The organism is Amycolatopsis thermalba (genome assembly GCF_023376025.1).
GTDB lineage: Bacteria > Actinomycetota > Actinomycetes > Mycobacteriales > Pseudonocardiaceae > Amycolatopsis_E > Amycolatopsis_E thermalba.
Genome location: NZ_CP091196.1, coordinates 6238926 through 6257997, shown reverse-complemented (window position 1 = coordinate 6257997; position 19072 = coordinate 6238926). Strand labels below are relative to the sequence as shown.

General features: G+C 73.7%; 17 protein-coding genes and 1 riboswitch. Of the genes, 8 read left to right on the top strand and 9 right to left on the bottom strand.

What is annotated here, in order from left to right; translation table 11 throughout:
- Positions 1 to 7 precede the first annotated feature (7 nt).
- Genes L1857_RS30310 through L1857_RS30300 form a run of 3 tightly spaced genes read right to left on the bottom strand, consistent with a single transcriptional unit; the run spans position 8 to position 1985 of the window.
- Positions 8 to 241, bottom strand: a complete 234-nt coding sequence (locus L1857_RS30310) for a helix-turn-helix transcriptional regulator (protein WP_094006221.1) — start codon at positions 239 to 241, stop codon at positions 8 to 10.
- Positions 238 to 1083, bottom strand: a complete 846-nt coding sequence (locus L1857_RS30305; RefSeq protein ID WP_094006287.1) for an ABC transporter permease — start codon at positions 1081 to 1083, stop codon at positions 238 to 240. Before L1857_RS30305 ends, L1857_RS30310 begins: the two co-directional genes overlap by 4 nt.
- Positions 1080 to 1985 (bottom strand): ABC transporter ATP-binding protein, encoded by a 906-nt coding sequence (locus L1857_RS30300; protein WP_116110634.1) that lies wholly within the window; start codon positions 1983 to 1985, stop codon positions 1080 to 1082. Before L1857_RS30300 ends, L1857_RS30305 begins: the two co-directional genes overlap by 4 nt.
- Before the next feature lie 112 nt (positions 1986 to 2097).
- Here L1857_RS30300 and L1857_RS30295 point away from each other — a divergent pair, with 112 nt between their 5' ends.
- Genes L1857_RS30295 through L1857_RS30285 form a run of 3 tightly spaced genes read left to right on the top strand, consistent with a single transcriptional unit; the run spans position 2098 to position 5251 of the window.
- Complete coding sequence (locus tag L1857_RS30295; RefSeq protein WP_116110635.1) at positions 2098 to 3144, top strand: nitrite/sulfite reductase; 1047 nt, start codon at positions 2098 to 2100, stop codon at positions 3142 to 3144.
- On the top strand, positions 3141 to 3764 hold the full coding sequence (locus L1857_RS30290) for a precorrin-8X methylmutase (RefSeq protein WP_249467025.1): 624 nt from the start codon (positions 3141 to 3143) through the stop codon (positions 3762 to 3764). The genes L1857_RS30295 and L1857_RS30290 overlap by 4 nt, the downstream gene beginning before the upstream one ends.
- Positions 3761 to 5251: a precorrin-2 C(20)-methyltransferase gene (locus tag L1857_RS30285; RefSeq protein WP_249467020.1), complete on the top strand. Its 1491-nt coding sequence runs from the start codon at positions 3761 to 3763 to the stop codon at positions 5249 to 5251. The genes L1857_RS30290 and L1857_RS30285 overlap by 4 nt, the downstream gene beginning before the upstream one ends.
- A 37-nt stretch (positions 5252 to 5288) precedes the next feature.
- Here L1857_RS30285 and L1857_RS30280 read toward each other — a convergent pair whose 3' ends face one another.
- Genes L1857_RS30280 through L1857_RS30270 form a run of 3 tightly spaced genes read right to left on the bottom strand, consistent with a single transcriptional unit; the run spans position 5289 to position 9923 of the window.
- A complete protein-coding gene (locus L1857_RS30280) occupies positions 5289 to 8498 on the bottom strand; it encodes an arabinosyltransferase domain-containing protein (RefSeq protein ID WP_094006288.1) in 3210 nt (1069 codons plus the stop codon).
- 16 nt (positions 8499 to 8514) lie between these two features.
- Complete coding sequence (gene bluB / locus L1857_RS30275; protein WP_094006226.1) at positions 8515 to 9177, bottom strand: 5,6-dimethylbenzimidazole synthase; 663 nt, start codon at positions 9175 to 9177, stop codon at positions 8515 to 8517.
- Positions 9174 to 9923 (bottom strand): cobalt-precorrin-6A reductase, encoded by a 750-nt coding sequence (locus tag L1857_RS30270; RefSeq protein WP_233157323.1) that lies wholly within the window; start codon positions 9921 to 9923, stop codon positions 9174 to 9176. Before L1857_RS30270 ends, bluB begins: the two co-directional genes overlap by 4 nt.
- Positions 9924 to 9934: 11 nt before the next feature.
- Between L1857_RS30270 and L1857_RS30265 the strand changes: the two genes are divergently transcribed.
- A complete protein-coding gene (locus L1857_RS30265; RefSeq protein ID WP_249467016.1) occupies positions 9935 to 11002 on the top strand; it encodes a cobalt-precorrin-5B (C(1))-methyltransferase in 1068 nt (355 codons plus the stop codon).
- Between the two features lie 565 nt (positions 11003 to 11567).
- Here L1857_RS30265 and cobM read toward each other — a convergent pair.
- Complete coding sequence (gene cobM, locus L1857_RS30260; protein WP_249467512.1) at positions 11568 to 12347, bottom strand: precorrin-4 C(11)-methyltransferase; 780 nt, start codon at positions 12345 to 12347, stop codon at positions 11568 to 11570.
- Positions 12344 to 13504, bottom strand: coding sequence for a precorrin-6y C5,15-methyltransferase (decarboxylating) subunit CbiE (gene cbiE / locus L1857_RS30255; RefSeq protein WP_116110641.1), 1161 nt, complete (start codon positions 13502 to 13504; stop codon positions 12344 to 12346). Before cbiE ends, cobM begins: the two co-directional genes overlap by 4 nt.
- Positions 13505 to 13561: 57 nt before the next feature.
- A riboswitch (cobalamin riboswitch) is annotated at positions 13562 to 13621 on the top strand.
- Positions 13622 to 13704: 83 nt separating this feature from the next.
- Between cbiE and L1857_RS30250 the strand changes: the two genes are divergently transcribed.
- From L1857_RS30250 to cobC, 4 genes are read left to right on the top strand one after another with little or no spacing between them, the layout of a single operon-like run.
- Positions 13705 to 15648, top strand: a complete 1944-nt coding sequence (locus L1857_RS30250; protein WP_249467011.1) for a putative cobaltochelatase — start codon at positions 13705 to 13707, stop codon at positions 15646 to 15648.
- Entirely contained in the window at positions 15648 to 16262 is a 615-nt protein-coding gene (cobO, locus tag L1857_RS30245; RefSeq protein ID WP_116110643.1) for a cob(I)yrinic acid a,c-diamide adenosyltransferase, read from the top strand. The genes L1857_RS30250 and cobO overlap by 1 nt, the downstream gene beginning before the upstream one ends.
- Entirely contained in the window at positions 16256 to 17590 is a 1335-nt protein-coding gene (locus tag L1857_RS30240) for a cobyrinic acid a,c-diamide synthase CobB (protein WP_249467004.1), read from the top strand. The genes cobO and L1857_RS30240 overlap by 7 nt, the downstream gene beginning before the upstream one ends.
- Positions 17583 to 18596, top strand: a complete 1014-nt coding sequence (gene cobC, locus L1857_RS30235) for an Rv2231c family histidinol phosphate aminotransferase CobC (RefSeq protein WP_116110645.1) — start codon at positions 17583 to 17585, stop codon at positions 18594 to 18596. The genes L1857_RS30240 and cobC overlap by 8 nt, the downstream gene beginning before the upstream one ends.
- A gap of 83 nt (positions 18597 to 18679) precedes the next feature.
- Here cobC and L1857_RS30230 read toward each other — a convergent pair whose 3' ends face one another.
- Positions 18680 to 19000, bottom strand: a complete 321-nt coding sequence (locus L1857_RS30230) for a hypothetical protein (protein ID WP_240323186.1) — start codon at positions 18998 to 19000, stop codon at positions 18680 to 18682.
- Between the last annotated feature and the right edge of the window lie 72 nt (positions 19001 to 19072).

The following is a 19072-nucleotide window of genomic DNA, read 5'->3' as shown; positions in this document are numbered from 1 at the left end:
CCCGCAGTCAAGCAGTCCGTTCGCCGAGACGGGGGAAGGGCCGCGTGGAGAAAATCACCTCCACGGGCACCTCGAAGTACTCCGCGATGCGCAGCGCGAGGTACAGGCTCGGGCTGTACTCGCCGCGCTCGAGGTAGCCGATCGTCTGGTAGTGCACCCCGACCGCCTCGGCCAGCTGCCGCCGCGAGATGCCGCGTTCGGCGCGCAGCATCGCGATGCGGTTGTAGATCGACTCACTCATCCCGGCATCCGCTGTAGTGCCTTCTCCCGCCGTGCGGCCACGGTCGACCCGGACTCGCGCCGCGCCATCCTACGCAGCACGATCGGCGCCAGGACCAGGCCCGCGACCGCCCACGCGCCGAGCACGCCCAGCGTCTCCCAGGTCCGCCACGACTGCCCGATCTCCACCAGCACCATGGTGTCCGGCAGGAACGCCGACCGCATGCCCAGCCCCAGCCAGTACAGCGGGAACACCTGCGCGATGCCCTGCACCCAGGTGGGCAGCTCGCCGATCGGGTAGAAGATGCCCGACGTGCCGACCAGCGCCATCACCGGCAGCATCACCACGCCCATCGTCCGCGGGTTCTCGAACAGCGAACCGAACACCGCCCCGATCGGCAGCGTCGCGACCAGGCCGAGCACCAGCACCCAGGCCAGGGTCACCCAGGTCATGGCGTCGATCTCCAGGCCGTCGAACATGATCAGGCCGGGCACGATGAGCAGCGCGATGCCGGTCAGCGTCATCCCCGAGACCATCACGATCTTGCCGACCAGATACCCGGTCATGCCGTGCGGCAGGGCCTTGGCGCGCAGCAGGGTGCCGTCCTCGCGCTCGACGGTGAGCAGCTGCATCGTGTTGATCAGCCCGCTGAACCCGACGCTCGCGCCGATCAGGCTGGGCAGCGTCATCGAGCCGCGGGAGAACGTGGTGCCGGGGATGACCGAGCCCTTCATCAGGGTCATCACCACCAGGAACACCACCGTCGGGAAGAAGTACCCCCACAGGTCCTGGACGGTCGTGAAGCTCTGCCGCAGCTCGATCAGGCCGCGCCGGAACCCGACCCGCAGTGCGGTGCCGTTCATCGGGCGCCTCCTTCGAACTTGCGCAGCAGCGCCATGTAGGTGTCTTCCAGGCTCGCCCGGCGCACCTCCAGGTCCTCGATCTCCTCGTCGTACTGGGCGAACAGCTCGCGCACGTACTTCGTCGCGTCGGTGGTCGAGTGCACGTACCGCTGGCCGTCGCGGGTCCAGCGGACCTCGGCGTCGGTGGACATCTCGCGGCTGAGCTGCTCGGCCGAGCCGTTCGCGATGATCGTGCCGCCGGCCAGGATGAGGATCCGGTCGGCGAGCTTCTCGGCCTCGTCCAGGTCGTGGGTGGTGAGCAGGATCGTGGTGTCCGACTCGTCGGCCAGCCGGTGGACCAGGTCGTGGAACTCGCGGCGGGCCTCCGGGTCGAACCCGGCGGTCGGCTCGTCCAGGAACAGCAGGTCGGGGCGGCCCACGATGCCGATCGCGACGTCCAGCCGCCGCCGCTGCCCGCCGGAGAGCCGGCTGACCCGCTTGTGCGCGTGCGGGGTGAGGCCGACGGTTTCGACCAGCTCGTCGACGTCCCACGGCCGCCGGTGGTCGACGTAGTACGAGCCGAGGTGGGCCAGCAGCTCCCGTACGCGCCACTTGCCGTGGTCCCGCCAGGACTGCAGCACGATGCCCAGCCGCGCGCGCCAGGCCTCGGTGCCCCGGGCCGGGTCGACGCCGAGCACCCGCACCTCGCCGGCCGACCGCATCCGGAAGCCTTCCAGGATTTCGATGGTGGTCGTCTTGCCCGCGCCGTTCGGGCCGAGCAGCGCCAGCACCTCGCCCTGGGCGGCCTGGAAGGTCACGCCCTTGAGCACGTCGTTGGCGCCGTACCGCATGCGGAGGTCGCGGACGTCGAGCGCGGGCTCGTCGCCCGGCGGCTCCGGTGGTCGCGTCGCGACCTGGCTCATCGCTGTCATAGGTGTTCTCCCCAGTGCTACGCCTGTGTGATGGAATGTAGCAGACCTACTACATATGATCCAGGTAATAGTTAGCGCTCCTGGCGCCGTTTACAGTGAGCGCATGGCCCCTCCCGCACGTGTCCGCCCCGACGCGTGCCCGGGTGTGTTCGCCACGCACGAGTCCGCCGACGGCGCCCTCGCCCGGATCCGGTTGCCGGGCGGGCGGGTGAGCGCGGAGCAGGCGCGGGTGCTGGCCTCCTGCGCCGAGGACCTCGGTGACGGGTCGGTGCACCTGACCTCGCGCGGCAACATCCAGCTGCGGGGCCTGTCGCGGGACACCGGTGAGCTGGTAGCGCGGCTGTCGGCCGCCGGGCTGCTGCCCGCGCCCGCGCACGAGCGGGTGCGCAACTACCTGGCCTCGCCGCTGAGCGGGCTCACCGGCGGGCTGGTCGACGTCCGGGAAGTGGTGGCCGAGCTGGACCGGGCGGTGTGCGCGCGGCCCGAGCTGGCCGCCCTGCCGGGCCGGTTCCTGTTCGCCCTCGACGACGGCCGCGGTGACGTGTCCGGCGAGGACGCGGACGTGTGCTGGCGGGCGCTGGACTCCTCGACCGGCGCGGTGCTGCTCGCGGGCCGGGACACCGGCGAGCGGGTGCCGTTCGCCGGGGCGGTCGACGCGCTCGTGCGGAAGGCGTTGTGGTTCCTGGAAGTCCGGGGCAGCGCGTGGCGGGTGCGGGAGCTGGACCTGCCGTCCGGCGAGCGTCTGCCCACGTCACCGGGTGTGCCGATCGGGCCGTTCACCCGCGGCGACGGGCTCGCCGGGGTGGTGGGCGCGCCGGTGCTGGGGCAGCTCGCGGCCGCGGACCTGCGGGCGCTGGGGGAGATCGTGGTGACGCCGTGGCGGTCGGTCGTGGTGCCCCGCGGCCTGGACGCGCCGGGCCTGGTGACCGATCCGGCCGCGCCGGGACTGGGGATCAGCGCGTGCATCGGGCGGCCGGGCTGCGCGAAGTCGCGGGCCGACGTGCGGGCCGACGCGCGGGCGATGATGCCCCGCGTTCCCGCCGGGGTGCGGATGCACTTCTCCGGATGCGAACGGCGGTGCGGGCGACCGCACGAGCCGCACGTCGACGTGCTCGCGGGCAGCGAGGGATACCAGAAGGGAACAGCGTGATCGACTACATCCGCGACGGGGCGGAGATCTACCGCCACTCGTTCGCCACGATCCGCGAGGAGGCCGACCTCGCGATCCTGCCGGAGGACCTGGAGCCGGTCGCGGTCCGCATGATCCACTCGTGCGGCATGGTCGACCTGGTCGACGACCTCGCCTACTCGCTGGACCTGGTCGAATCGGCCCGGGCCGCGTTGCGCGACGGCGCACCGGTGCTGTGCGACGCGCAGATGATCGCCAGCGGCGTGACCCGCAAGCGCTTGCCCGCGTCCAACGAGATCCTGTGCACGCTGTCCGACGAGCGGGTGCCCGCGCTGGCCGAGCGGATGGGCACGACCCGGTCCGCGGCCGCGCTGGAGCTCTGGCGGGACGAGCTGGCCGGTTCGGTGGTGGCGATCGGCAACGCGCCGACCGCGTTGTTCCGGCTGCTGGAGATGATCGACGAGGGCGCCGGGGTGCCTGCCGCGATCATCGGCGTGCCGGTCGGGTTCGTCGGCGCCGCGGAGTCCAAAGAGGAGCTGGTCAAGCGCGCGCCCGCGCCCTACCTGGTGGTGCACGGGCGGCGGGGCGGCAGCGCCATGGCCGTGTCGGCGATCAACGCGCTCGCGAGCGAGATCGAATGAAGACGGGCAAGCTGTGGGGTGTCGGGCTCGGCCCGGGCGACCCGGAGCTGATGACGGTCAAGGCGGCGCGGCTGATCGGCGAGGCCGACGTGATCGCCTACCACTGCGCGCGGCACGGGCGCAGCATCGCGCGGTCGGTCGCCGAGCCGTACCTGCGCGAGGGGCAGATCGAGGAACGGCTGATGTACCCGGTGACCACCGAGGGCACCGACCACCCGGGCGGGTACGAGGGCGCGATCGCCGAGTTCTACGAGCTGAGCGCGAAACGGCTCGCCGAGCACCTGGACGCCGGGCGGGACGTGGTGGTGCTGTGCGAGGGCGACCCGTTCTTCTTCGGCTCGTACATGTACATGCACGAGCGGCTGTGCGACCGGTACGAGGCCGAGGCGGTGCCCGGCGTGACGTCGGTGTCGGCGGCCTCGGCGGTCCTCGGCAAGCCGCTGGTGCAGCGCGACGAGGTGCTGACGGTGCTGCCCGGGACGCTGCCCGCGCCGGAGCTGGCGCGGCGGCTGGCGGACACGCAGGCCGCGGCGGTGATGAAGCTGGGCCGCACGTTCTCGTCGGTGCGCGAGGCGCTGGCCGAGTCGGGGCGGCTGGACGAGGCGTACTACGTCGAGCGGGCGACGTGGGACAACCAGCGGGTCGAGCCGTTCGCCGACGTCGATCCGTCGACGGTGCCGTACTTCTCGCTGGCGCTGGTGCCGAGCCCGGCTTACGCGTCGCGGAAGGAGCCGGCCGCCGCTCCGGCGGCGGCTCAGGTGGACGGTGGCGAGGTCGTGGTGGTCGGGCTGGGGCCGGCCGGGCCGGAGTGGCTGACGCCGGAAGCGTCCGCGGCATTGGCCGAGGCGGAGCACATCGTCGGGTACGGGCCGTACGTGGCGAAGGTGCCGCAGCGGGCCGGGCAGGTGCGGCACGCGTCGGGCAACCGGGTCGAGGCCGACCGGGCCCGGCATGCGCTTTCGCTGGCCGCCGCTGGGGCGCGGGTGGCTGTGGTGTCCTCGGGCGATCCCGGCGTGTTCGCGATGGCGTCCGCGGTGCTGGAGCAGGCGGCCGAGCTGGAAGAGCCGGTGCCGGTGCGGGTGATCCCCGGGGTGACGGCGGCTTCCGCGGCGGCGGCGCGGGCCGGGGCGCCGCTGGGGCACGACTACTGCGTGCTGTCGCTGTCGGATCGGCTGAAGCCGTGGGAGGTCATCGAGCGGCGGCTGGAGGCTGCGGGGGCGGCCGATCTCGTGGTGGCGATGTACAACCCGGCTTCGCGGACGCGGACCGAGCAGTTGGTGCGGGCCCGGGAGGTGCTGCTGCGGCATCGGGCCGCCGAGACGCCGGTGGTGGTGGCGCGGGACGTCGGCGGGGCCGAGGAATCGGTGCTCGTGACCACGCTGGGGGAGTTCGATCCTGCCGCGGTGGACATGCGGTGCCTGGTGATCGTCGGGTCGTCCCGGACCCGGGTGACGCACGGGCAGGTGTGGACACCCCGGTCCTACTGATGGAAGAAGGCCCCTCCGGCTGGAGGGGCCTTCTTCGTCACCGCGTCGGGGTCGAGCCGTTCGGTTGCTGCGGCCCGGGGCCGGGGCTCTGCCAGCCCCACATCGTCTCCGTGCCGTGTTCCACCTGCGGTGCCACGCCATCGGTGAACGGCTCGATCTGCAGCAGGCGTCCCCACGACCGGCCGGACCGGTCGCCCTCCAGGAAGCTCGGCACCTCGGGCTGGTCGGCCAGCTCCTCGATCCACCCGTTCGGCCCGCCGCCGATGTTGTCCGCCACCCCGGCCTCCGCGGCCAGATCGCCCGCGGTGATGCGGTACGCCGGGATCTGCGAGATGCCGTCGTGCGAGGCGACCGGGTTCATGCACGGGTACACGAACGCCGCGGGCCAGTCCATGTAGACCGGGGCGCTGCCGACCCGCTGCGTCAGCGTGGTGAACGTCGGCACGCGCGGGGCGCTCACCGCGACCCAGCCGTCACCGGTGATGTCGTCGTCCTTGGCCACCACGCGCACCCGGTTGACGTCCGCGGGCAGGTCGCCGATGTCCAGCCGCTCGTCGGCCCACTTCGTCTCGTCCGTCGTCGCTCCGGTGCCGACGTTCGGCGCCAGCACGGTGGTCGACCGGACCACCTCGACACCGGCCGGGGTGTCCTTGCCGAACTCCAGCGCCACGCTCGTCGCCTTGCCCGGGGGCGCCGCGGCGGCGATCGTCACCTGCGCACCGGCGTGCTGGTCCGGCAGCGCGTACCAGTCGGTGCGCAGCCGGCCGGTCGCCGAGCCCTCGTGGTAGCTGCTCCACATCGGCACGGTCGCCGTGGTGAAGCCGTGCGGCGGTGCGTTCAGCGGGTCGTCGTCGCCGTTGCCGTCGGTGTGGAAGCCCGCCGAGGTCTTCTCGTTGCCCTCGTCCTCGGGCCGCGGCAGCGTCGAGTTCTCCTGCGCCGGCGTCCGGGCCGGCACGGTCACCGCGGACACCGGCTTCAGCATGCTCGACACCGGGTCCTGCTCGACCATCACGCGATCGGACAGGTTGCAGCTCTTGCCGAACAGGTGGTCCACGTTCGCCGCGGCGAGGCTGTAGCTACCCGTCGACATCTGCTTCTGGATCGACTTCGCCATGCTGGCGACCTCGAACACCACGACCGCGCCGCACACCACGACCAGCGACGTCGCGCCCAGCCGCAGCGCACGCCCGCGCCGCTCCTGCACCGGCGGCGGCGCACCCGGCCGCTGCATGCGCACGTTCTCCACGAACGCGAACACCGCCGCCACCGCCGCGGCCGCCAGCAGCGCGGTGGACAGGTGCCAGCCCTTGATCGACGGCGCCTTGTCCCACCACGGCACCCCGAGGCTGGACACGAACCAGTACGCGTTCGGGCCGGTCGCCGCCAGCGCGGCCACCACCAGCAGCCCGGCGGTGAACGCCGCGCGGTTGCGCCGCGACCGCAGCACCGTCGAACTCGTCGCCAGCGCGGTCAGCGCCGCCATCGCCGCCCCGACACCGGCGAACGCGCCGAAGTGGTGCGTCCACTTGGTCGGGGTCAGGGCCAGCAGCAGGAAGAACAGCGCCACGGTGCCGATCAGCCGCCGGGCCGGGCCCAGGGCCGCGCCCTGGATGCGGCCGCGCCGCAGCAGCACCACCAGGCAGGTGCCGGTGCACAGGATCAGCAGCAGCACCGGGAACCGGCGGGTCAGCGCGCCGTCCGCGCTGCTTTCGAACAGCAGCTCGTAGCGCGACAGCTCCTCGTACCAGGACTTGTTGGGGCCGACCGAGCCGCGCAGGCGGGTCGCCTCCATCACCGTGGAGAACGTCTGGTCGGCGAACACCACGATCAGCACGATGAACCCGGCCGCCGCGATCGGCGCCAGCACCGCGAGCCAGCCGGAGTCGCGGGCGCGGCTGCGCAGCAGGTGGAACAGCGGCTTCGCGGCGACCAGGAACGGCGCCACCGCGATCAGCGCGGTCGGCGTCGCGGCCAGCGCGAACGCGGCCCCGATCAGGCCCAGGCACAGCGGCAGCAGGCGCCGCGTGACCAGCGCGCGCTCCACGGCGCACAGCGCGATCAGCGAGCCCAGCGCGGCCCACGGCTCGGGGCGGACACCGTTGTTGAACGGCAGCCACCACACCAGGAACACCACGGCCGCGGCCCAGCCCGCCGCCGGGCTGATCCGGACCTCCTTGCCCAGCCGCGGCAGCACCTCACGCGAGATCAGCAGCCAGCTCAGGACGCCGAGCAGGAACGACGGCAGCCGGATCCACGGCGGCACCGTGGACAGCGTCGCCATCAGCTCGTAGATGTGGTCGTTCCACCCGAACGGCGCCTCCGCGACGCCGAACCAGCGGTGGTAGTTGGTCAGGTAGCCGACCTGGTCGGCGACCCGGGCCATGGTCAGGATGTAGCCGTCGTCGGAGGTGACCGGCCCGATGAACACCCACGCGCCGAGCACGCCGAAGACGGTGACGTCCCGTTTGGTGAGCTTCCACCAGCCGATCGGGGCCCACCGCGGCGCGCGGCGCGCGGTGCCCGAGTCCAGCCGGTTGACCGCGATGAGGCAGCCGATCAGCGACAGCAGGGCGAACACGCCGACGCCGACCTTCAGCCCGGTGGGGGAGGACTGGTAGCGGGTGTCCGGGGTGATGCCGACCGACAGGCCCGCGATCGGGTCCCGGGCCGACGAGATGTCCGTGTAGATGCCCAGCACGCGCGGCCGGGCGTCGCCGCTGGAGTCGTAGACCGGGGTGCCGGCCACCGACAGGGTGGTGTGCGTGGCGGTCGAACTCACCCGCACGTCGCACCCGGTGGCGGGCAGCGGCTGGCGCGCGACCTGCTGGCCGCGGCTGGTGGCGGTGAGCAGGCCGTCCTGGACGTTGAGCTGCATCCCGGCGCCGTTGCCCGCGCGGGCCGGCGGCACGGTGGAGAACAGCAGCCCCGCGCCCGCGGTGCGGCCGTCCAGGGACTGGATCGTCGCGCACGGCAGGGCCACCTGCAGGTCCTGCGCCCAGTAGCCGACGAGCGGGGCGTTCACCGGGCGGGTGTCGCTGCCCGCCGGCCACACGATCTTCGCCGTGTCCTGGACGACCGGCATCAACGGGTAGGCGACCGCGCAGCCCGCGGCGAACAGACCCAGTACGACGGCGAGCAGCCGCCACAAGAACGTGCGAGGTCGCTCCGGTGAGGTGCTCTCCGACGCGCCCCGCTGGTCCGGGTCGGCCGCCTCATCCGGTGCGACAGTAGGTGTCCTGCTGGCCATCCACATTGGGAGAACGCTATCGCGATGCTTCCTCGCGCTCGCTTCGGGATGGGGGTGTGCCGAACCGCTCACGGTGCGTCGCCGCCGCCAGCGGCCGCCGCCTCCGCCAGCCGTGCCGCTCCAGGTCCGGAATCTCCTGGAGTTCGCTCACCGGGCCGAGGCAGAGCCAGGCGACCGGCCGCACTCCGGCCGGGATGCCGAGCAGGTCACGCAGGAAATCCTCGCGGTAGAAGCTGACCCAGCCCACGCCCAGGCCCTCGGCGGTGGCGGCGAGCCAGAGGTTCTGGATCGCCAGGCACACCGAGTACAGGCCGGCGTCGGCGATCGCGTGACGGCCGAGCACGTCCGGCGCGCCGCGGCTTTCGTCGTAGGTCACCACCACGCCGAGCGTCGCGGAGAGGATGCCCTCGATCTTGATCGGGGCGAACGTCTCGCGGCGCTGCGCGGGCAGCGACGCGGCGAACACCTCTCGCTCGGCGAGGACGTGATCGCGGAACGCGGTGCGGGTCCGGGTGCTTTCGACGAGCACGAAATCCCACGGCTGGGTGAGGCCGACGCTGGGCGCGGAGTGCGCGGCCTCCAGGATGCGGGCCAGCACGTCGTCGTCGATGGGCTCGCCCGTGAACTCCGCCCGCACGTCCCGCCGTCGCCGCAGGACCTCGTAGAACTCCTCGATCATGCGTCCAGGATCGCCGACACCCAGCGCAGCGCGGCATCCACGTCCGCGACGGTGTGCGCCGGCGGCCGCGGCGGGCGCCGCACGACGACCACCGGCACACCCTCCTGACGGGCCGCGACGAGCTTCGCGGTGGTCATGTCGCCGCCGCTGTCCTTGGTGACCAGCACGTCGATGCGGTGCTCGCGCAGCAGCGCGGTCTCGCCCTCGACGGTGTAGGGGCCGCGGTCGAGCAGGACGTCCAGGCGCGGCGGCAGCGGCGGTTCCGGCGGGTCGACGCAGCGGGCCAGGAAGTACGGCCGCGTGCAGCGCGCGAAGGCGGACAGGCCCTGGCGGCCGCTGGTGAGGAAGATCCGGTCGCCCAGCCGTTCGGCCACCGTCGCGGCCTCGTCGAGGGTGTCCACCCAGTGCCAGTCGTCGCCCGGGCCCTGCTGCCAGCCGGGGCGCTGCAGGCGCAGCAGCGGGACGCCCGCCTGGCTCGTGGCCGTTGCCGCGGACGCGCCGATGCGTTCGGCGAACGGGTGTGTGGCGTCCACCACGGCGGCGGTGCCGTGCTCGGTCAGCCACCGCGCGAGGCCGTCCGGTCCGCCGAAGCCGCCGACGCGCACTTCGCCGGCCGGCAGGCGCGGGTTGGCGACGCGTCCGGCCAGCGACGACGTGACCGCGACGCCGCGGTGGACGAGCCCGGCGGCCAGCGCGCGGGCCTCACCGGTGCCTCCGAGCACGAGTACTTGCGTCACGCCAGCCATACTGCCTGGTGATGAGGTACGGGTGGACCACCGGAGCGTGTGCGACCGCGGCCACCACGGCCGCGTACACCGCGCTGCTCACCGGCGAGTTCCCGGACCCGGTGGAGGTGGAGCTGCCGCAGGGCCGGCGCCCGGCGTTCGCGCTGGCCACCGAGCGCCTGGACGCGGATTCGGCGACGGCCGGGGTGATCAAGGACGCGGGCGACGACCCGGACGTGACGCACGGCGCGCTGATCCTGTCCACGGTGCGTCGTGGCGAGCCGGGCAGCGGGGTGACGTTCCGCGCCGGGGTCGGCGTGGGCACGGTGACGTTGCCGGGGCTGCCGCTGCCGGTGGGCGAGCCGGCGATCAACCCGGTGCCGCGGCGGCTGATGACCGAGGCGGTGCGGCGGGTGGCGGCCGCGTTCGGCGATTCCGGGGACGTCGTGGTGGAGATCTCCGTGCCCGAGGGGGAGGAGCTGGCGCGGCAGACGTGGAACCCGCGGCTGGGGATCATCGGTGGCTTGTCGATCCTCGGCACGACCGGGGTGGTCGTGCCGTACTCGTGCTCGGCGTGGATCGACAGCATCCGGCGCGGGGTCGATGTGGCGCGGGCGCTGGGGCATTCGCACGTGGCCGGTGCGACGGGCAGCACGTCGGAGCGGGTGGTCGCGCAGCGGTACGGGTTGCCGGAGACGGCGCTGCTGGACATGGGCGACTTCGCGGGCGCGGTGCTCAAGTACGTGAAGCGCCATCCCGTGCAGCGCCTGACGATCGCGGGCGGGTTCGCGAAGATGTCGAAGCTCGCGGCCGGGCACCTGGACCTGCACTCGAAGCGGTCGCAGGTGGACCTGGCGCTGCTGGCCTCGCTCGCGCCCGAGGGGCTCGCCGGCCGGATCCAGTCGGCGAACACGGCGCTGCACGCGCTGCAGTTGTCGCAGGAGGCGGGCTTCCCGATCGGCGACGTGGTGGCCGACCGGGCACGCGCGTTCGCGGCATCGGTGCTGGACCCGGCGCCGGTCGCGGTGGACGTGCTGGTGATCGACCGCGCCGGGACCGTGGTGGGGGTCAGCGAACCGCCGAGGGGTGCGGGTAGCTGACGGCGGTCGCCAGCCCAGCGGAACTCCCCGTCGGCGACGAGTTGGCGCAGGTCCGTGTGCCCGGCGAGGCGGCCGGCCTCGAACGCGCCGAGCACGGTCCCGAGGGTCGCCGGTTGCTGCCGCATCGTCCAGCCCGCGGAGTCGAGCAGCTGACCGACCGCCCGGACCGCTTCGTGCCGCACGGCCAGGTGCGTCAGCAGCGGCCAGTCCATCCGGAACTTCGCTGTGGCGCCGTCCACGAGCATGCCCTGCAGGACCGCTTCGAACGTCGCCTCGGCATGGCGCACCAGGTCGCGGTCCGGACGGTCGGCGATCGTGGCGTTGCCGGGCATCGCTTCGAGGACGGCAACCCGTTCGGCGGTGGGCGGGGTGGGTGTCGTAGGGGCTCGCGGCGCTGCTGGGTGTGGCCCGGATGAGGGCGAGCTTTCGCTGGTTCTCCGGATCGGCGAGGAGCGCGTCGAACCCCGCCGACCGGCTGTCCGCGGCCAGCTCCTGCCGCCGCCCGGAACGGGGCGGGAGGAGCACGTCGTGGCGAGCGGTGAATCGTGGCGGCAACCGCCTTTTTCTAATCGATACCCGGATTCGGGACGGTCCGGATCTTCTCCGACCGGTCCCGCGCCGCCGAGTACAGGTAGCTGTCCGGGAACTTCTCGGCCGCCAGCACGCGGCCCACGAAGATCACCGCCGCGCGGTCGATTCCCGCGGCGCGCACCTCCGGCGCGATGCCGGACAGCGTGCCGCGCAGGATGCGTTGCCCCGGCTGGCTCGCGCAGTGCACCACGGCCACCGGGCAGTCGGCGCCGTAGTGCGGGAGCAGTTCCGCCACCACCTGCTCGATCCGGTTGACCGCCAGGTGCACGGCCAGCGTCGTGCCGGTGGCGGCGAAGTTCGCCAGCGTCTCGCCCGCCGGCATGGCCGTCGAGCGGGCCTGGACTCGCGTGATGACCAGGCTCTGCCCGATCGTCGGCACCGTCAGTTCGCGGCCCAGCTCCGCGGCCGCGGCGGCGAACGCCGGCACCCCGGGCACCACCTGGTACGGCACACCGGCCGCGTCGAGGCGGCGCATCTGCTCGGCCACCGCGCTGTAGATCGACGGGTCGCCCGAGCACAGCCGCGCCACGTCGTGGCCCGCGCGGTCTGCCGCGACCAGCTCGCCGACGATCTGGTCCAGCGACAGGTCCGCCGTGTCGATCCGCCGCGCGTCCGCGGGGCAGTGGGCGAGCAGGTCCGGCGGGGTGAGGCTGCCGGGGTACAGGCACACGCCGCAGCGCGCCAGGAGGTCGCGCCCGCGCACGGTGATCAGGTCCGCCGCGCCGGGCCCGGCGCCGATGAAGAACACGGTCATTTCACGAAACTCCATTGCGTCACGGTCCGGGCGGGGGTCCAGCCGGTGAACCCGCCGAGCGGGGCGGCGTGTTCGACGGCGATCCGGATCAGCTCGCCGTCGTGCCGCCGGTACGCGCTCGCCAGGACCTGCTCCGATTCCAGCGTCACCGCGTGCGCGACCAGCCGCCCGCCGGGCCGCAGCGCCGCCAGGCAGGCGTCCAGCGACGCCAGCCCGCCGCCGACGAACACCGCGTCGGGCGCGGGCAGGTCCGCCAGCACCTCCGGCGCCGCACCCGTCACCACCCGCAGTTCGGGCACCCCCAGCCGGTCCGCGTTGCGCTGGATGCGTACGGCCCGTCCGGCACTGCGCTCGACGGCGATCGCGCGGTTCGCCGGATGCGCCCGCGACCACTCGATCCCGACGCTCCCCGCGCCCGCGCCCACGTCCCACAGCAGCTCACCGGCCACCGGCGCGAGCCGGGCGAGCGCGCACGCCCGCAGGTCCCGCTTGGTGATCTGCCCGTCGTGTTCGAACGCGTCGTCGGGCAGCCCGGGCAGCGTCGGCAACGCCGGGCCCGCGCACTCGACCGCCACGACGTTCAACGGATCCCCAGCCGGGTGTGACCAGTCTCGCACGAAGCCTTCGACGCGGCGTTCGGCCGGACCGCCGAGCTGCTCCAGCACCGTGAGCTTGCTCTCGCCGAAACCCCTTGCCACCAACACCTGCGCCAGTTGCGCGGGCGTGCCGCCGTCGGAGCTGAGCACCACCAGCCGCGCCCCCGGCGCGAGCGCCCGGCTCACCCGGTGCACGCTGCGCCCGACGACGCTGACCACCTCGGTCTCCTCCGCCGACCAGCCCATCCGTGCCCGCGCCAGCGCCACCGACGACACCGCGGGCACGATCCGCACGGAGTCCGCGCCGAACCGCCTGACCAGCGTCGTCCCGATGCCGGACAGCAGCGGATCGCCGCTGGCCAGCACGCCGATCCGGCGCCCGGCGTGCTCGGCGAACAGGCCGTCCAGCGCGGGCAGCAGCGGGCTCGGCCACGGCACCTTGTCCACGTCGAGCGGCACCAGGTCCAGCTGCCGGCGGCCGCCGAACAGCACCTCGGCCGCCGCGATCTCGGCGCGCGCGGGCTCGGTCAGCCCGGCCCACCCGTCGGCCGGGACACCCACAACGACGATCCTCACGGGGGGAGACCGTATGCGATGATCCTGGCGACGGTCGCCGCAGGAACCCGGTGCGACTCCGGGGCGGTCCCGCCACTGTGACCGGCCCGCGGGCCGGGAGCCAGAGCTTCGGTGGCCGTTACGTGCTCTGAGCACGTGCCCTGTTCAGGCGGGCGAGGACACCCGCGCGTGGCGAAGGAGTTCGCTTGAGGCCGTATCCGTTCACCGCCGTCGTCGGGATGCCGGACCTCCGGCTCGGACTGGTGCTCTCGGCGATCTCCCCGGCCATCGGCGGCGTGCTGGTGCGTGGCGAGAAGGGCACCGCGAAGTCGACGATGGTGCGCGCGCTGGCCGGCCTGCTGCCCGAGGTCGGCGTCGTCGAGGGGTGCCGCTTCTCGTGCGACCCCGCCGCGCCCGACCCGGACTGCCCGGACGCCCCGCACGACACCCGCGCCGCGCGGCGTCCCGCCCGGCTGGTCGAGCTGCCGGTGGGGGCGGCCGAGGACCGCGTGATCGGCTCGCTCAACCTGGAACGCGCGCTGACCGAGGGCGTCACCGACTTCCAGCCCGGCCTGCTCGCCGCCGCGCACCGCGGCCTGCTCTACGTCGACGAGGTCAACCTGCTGCACGACCACCTGGTCGACACGCTGCTCGACGCGGCGGCGATGGGCCGCGCGACGGTCGAGCGCGAGGGCGTGTCGGTGTCGCACGCGGCGCGGTTCGTGCTGATCGGCACCATGAACCCGGAGGAGGGCGAGCTGCGGCCGCAGCTGCTCGACCGGTTCGGCCTCACCGTCGAGGTGGCCGCGAGCCGCGATCCGGAGCAGCGCGCCGAGGTGATCCGCCGCCGGCTGGCCTACGAGGCCGATCCGGACTCCTTCGCCGCCCGCTACGCCGACGACGACGCCCAGCTCGCGGCCGAGATCGCGGCCGCGCAGAAGCTCCTGCCGTCGGTCGAGCTGACCGACGAAGCGCTGCGGCAGATCGCCGAGGTGTGCGCGGCCTTCGAGGTGGACGGGATGCGCGCGGACATCGTCACCGCCCGCACCGCGGTCGCCCACGCGGCGTGGAGCGGGCGCACCGAGGTGTCCACAGAGGACATCCGCGTCGCGGCGCGGCTCGCGTTGCCGCACCGGCGCCGCCGCAACCCGTTCGACGCGCCGGGCATCGACGAGGAACAGCTGGAGCAGGCGTTGCGCGACGCCGAGCCGCCCGAGGACCCGGGCCCGCCGGACGACGACGGCCCCGGCTCCGGCTCCGATGCCCCGGCGGAAACCCCGCAGGGGTCGCAGCACGACAGCGGCGGTGAGCCGGGCGGCGGCGGGAGCGAGCAGCAGTCCGTCGGCGCGGGAAAGCCCTATCGCGCCAGGATGTTCAGCGTCGCCGGTCTCGGCGAAGGGGCGCACGGCAAGCGATCCCGCGCGGTGACCGACGCCGGACGGACCATCGGCGTCCGGCCGCCCGGCACGCGCGCGGGGCGGCCGCACCTGGTCGCGACCGTGCGGGCCGCCGCGCCGCACCAGAAAACCCGCGGGCGCGACGGCGCGGGCCTGGTGCTGCGCCCCGGCGACCTGCGGTTCGCGCTGCGCGAGGGCCGCGAGGGCAACCTCGTGTTGTTCTGCGTCGACGCGTCCGGCTCGATGGGCGCGAAGTCGCGGATGCGCGAGGTGAAGGCCGCGGTCCTGTCCCTGCTGCTGGACGCCTACCAGCGGCGGGACAAGGTCGGGCTGGTCACCTTCCGCGCCGGTGCCGCGGAGCTGGCGTTGCCGCCGACCGTCAGCGTCGAGGCCGCCGCCGTGCGGCTGGAGGCGCTGCCGACCGGTGGGCGGACGCCGCTGGCGGAAGGACTGCTGGAGGCCGCGCGGGTGCTGCGGGTCGAGGCGGTGCGTGACCCGCGTCGCCGTCCGCTGCTGGTCGTGGTCACCGACGGACGGGCCACCAGCGGCGCGGACGCGGTCGAGCGCTCGCAGCGGGCCGCCGAGATGCTGGCCGGCGCGGGAATCGCGTCCGTGGTGATGGACTGCGAGGCCGGGCGGATGCGCCTGGGTCTCGCGGCGGAACTGGCCGCGCGGCTGGGCGGCGAGCACGTGCCGCTGGGCGAGGTCGCCGCCGACGCGCTGGCCACCGAGGTGCGCAGGAGGGCTGCCTGATGCCGCAGGGGAAACCGCTGGTCGTACCCGACGACGGGCTCACCACCCGCCAGCGCCGCAACCGGCCGTTGCTGGCCGTGCACACCGGTGAGATGAAGGGCAAGTCGACCGCCGCGTTCGGGATGGCGCTGCGGGCGTGGAACCAGGGCTGGTCGATCGGCGTGTTCCAGTTCGTCAAGTCGGCGAAGTGGAAGGTGGGCGAGGAGAACGCGTTCCGCGCGCTGGGTGCCCTGCACGAGAGCAGCGGCCAGGGCGGGCCCGTCGAGTGGCACAAGATGGGCGAGGGCTGGAGCTGGTCGCGCAAGCCCGGGTCCGACGAGGACCACGCCGCCAACGCGCGCGAGGGCTGGGCGGAGATCAAGCGCCGCCTCGCCGAGGGGCGCCACGACTTCTACGTGCTGGACGAGTTCACCTACCCGCTGCACTGGGGCTGGATCGACACCGCCGAGGTGGTCGCCGCGCTGCGCGACCGGCCGGGCCGTCAGCACGTCGTGATCACCGGCCGGAACGCCCCGGAGGAGCTGATCGAGGCCGCCGACCTGGTCACCCGCATGACGAAGGTCAAGCACCCGATGGACACCGGGCAAAAGGGCCAGCGGGGCATCGAATGGTGAACCGCGTCGTCATCGCCGCGCCCGCGTCCGGGCACGGCAAGACGACGATCGCCACCGGGCTCATGGCCGCGCTGCGGGCGCGTGGGCTGACGGTGTCCGGGCACAAGGTCGGGCCGGATTTCATCGATCCGGGCTACCACTCGCTCGCCACCGGCCGGCCGCCGCGGAATCTCGATCCGTTCCTGCAGGGCGAGGACCTGCTGGCGCCGTTGCTGCGGCACGGTTCCGCGGGCGCGGACATCGCGGTGATCGAAGGCGTGATGGGGCTGTTCGACGGGCAGCTCGGCACCGAGGGCTACGCGTCGACGGCGCACGTCGCGCGGCTGCTGGGCGCGCCGGTGGTGCTCGTGGTGGACGCGTCCGCGGCGAGCCGCAGCGTCGCGGCGATGGTGCTCGGGTTCGCGCACTTCGAGCCGGGCGTGCAGATCGCCGGGGTGATCCTCAACAAGCTGGGGTCGCCGCGGCACGAGGAGGAGATCCGCGCGGCCCTGGTGCGCACCGGGATTCCGGTGCTGGGCGCGTTGCGGCGCAGCGACGACATCCACGCGCCGAGCCGTCACCTCGGGCTGGTGCCGGCGGCCGAGCGGGACGCCGAGTCGCGGGAGCTGTTGCCGAAGCTGGCCGCGTGGGTGTCCGACGGGGTGGATCTGGAGGCGATCGTGCGGGTGGCGCGGTCGGCTCCGTCTCTGACTGCGCCGGCGTGGGAGCCGACGGGGTCGTACTCGGGGCCGCGGCGGGTGGTGGCGGCGGCCGCGGGGCCGGCGTTCACGTTCCGGTACACCGAGACGGTGGAGTTGCTGGCGGCGTCCGGTGTGGACGTCGTGGACCTGGATCCGTTGCACGACAAGGCGTTGCCCGAGGGGTGCGCCGGGTTGTACTTCGGGGGCGGGTTCCCCGAGGTGCACGTCGAGGACCTGTCGGCGAACGCGCCGCTGCGCGAGGAGCTGGCCGCGGCGATCCGGCGCGGGATGCCGGTGGTGGCCGAGTGCGCCGGGTTGCTGTACCTGTGCCGGGAGCTGGACGGGCTGCCGATGGTCGGGGCGCTGGACGCCTCGGCGGTGATGACCCGGCGGGGCGCGCTGGGGTACCGCACGGCTTCCGCCGTGCAGGACCACCTGCTGGCCCGGGCCGGGGAGCGGGTGACCGGGCACGAGTTCCACCGGACCGTGGTGACGCCCCGCGCGGGCGCGGTGGCGGCGTGGGAGTGGGACGGCGCCGCGGAGGGGTTCGCCTCGCCCACGCTGCACGCGTCCTACCTGCACGTCCACTGGGCCGGGCATCCCGCGCTGGCGCGGCGGTTCGCGGCGGCGGTGCACGCGCATGGCTGACTACGACCTGCACCACCACGGGGATCGCGAGGTCGGGGACGGCCTGGTGGACCTGGCGGTGAACGTGCGGCTGCCGGCGCCACCGGCGTGGCTGCGCGCCGAACTGGCCGCGGCGCTGGATGACCTGGCCGCGTATCCCTCGGTTGACGCGGCTGCCCAGGCGGTGGCCGCGCGGCACGGCCGGGAAGTGCCGGACGTGCTGGTTACGGCCGGCGCGGCGGAGGCGTTCACCTTGCTGGCCAACGCGTTGCGGCCGCGGCACGCGGTGGTCGTGCACCCGCAGTTCACCGAGCCGGAGGCGGCGTTGCGCGCGGCGGGGCACGCGGTGGACCGGGTCGTACTGTCCGCTTCGGACGGTTTCGCGCTCGGACCGGTACCCGCGGACGCGGATCTGGTGTTCGTCGGCAACCCCACCAATCCGACGTCGGTGCTGCATCCGGCGGCGGCGTTGCGTGCGCTGGTGCGGCCGGGCCGGATTCTGGTGGTGGACGAGGCGTTCCTGGACGCGGTGCCGGGTGAGCCGGAAAGCCTGGCGGGGGAACGGCTTCCGGGCGTGGTGGTGATCCGCAGCCTGACGAAGACGTGGGGGATCGCGGGCCTGCGCGCCGGGTACGTGCTGGCCGAACCGTCCGTTGTGGAGGCGCTGCGGGCCGTGCAGCCCCCGTGGTCGGTGTCGACGCTCGCCGCGCGGGCTGTGGTCACCTGCAGCCGCCCATCCGCTCTGGACGAGGCGGACAAGCTGGCGGTGCGGGCGGAGCAGGACCGGGAGTACCTGGTCAGCGGGCTGCGCTCGCTGGGCGTCGAGGTGGCCGGCACGCCGCGGGGCCCGTTCGTGCTGGTGCGGATCCCCGGCGCGGCCGAGCTACGCCTGCGCCTGCGGGAAGCCGGCTACGCCCTCCGCCGGGGCGACACGTTCCCCGGCCTGGACGGGGACTGGCTCCGCATCGCCGTGCGGGACCCGGCGGTGACCGACGGCTTCCTGGACGCGCTACGGCGTCTGCGCTGAGGGATCACTCGCGCTGAGTCATCGTGGGATGACGAACATGTGTTGGACTCATTGATCGCGGTCAAGCAGGCTTCCAGGCGTGGTCACCCAGGAAGTCCGCCCGGTCTGGGTGTCACCGTGGGCGTCGCCGGGCTGATGGTCACCCTGCAGGGCGTGTCGGCCGGGCTGGGCGTGCCGTTCCTCGTCGCCTGGACCCGGCGGGCCGACCGGCGCGTCCTGCTGTCCGCGCTGCTCGCGGTGCTGGTGATGGGGTTCGCCAGCGGCGTGTTCTGGGCGATCGGCGTGAGCATGGCGATGCGCATCGTGCCGGAACGCCAGGCGAGCCGGGCGGCCGCGATCGTGATGTCCGGCTCCATCGCGACCGTCGCCGGGATTCCACTCGGCACGGTCGTGGAGAGCCTCACCGACTGGCGGACCACGTTCCTCGTCTGGGCCGGGCTGAGCGCAGGTCAACCTGACGCTCGCGGCCGGGCCGG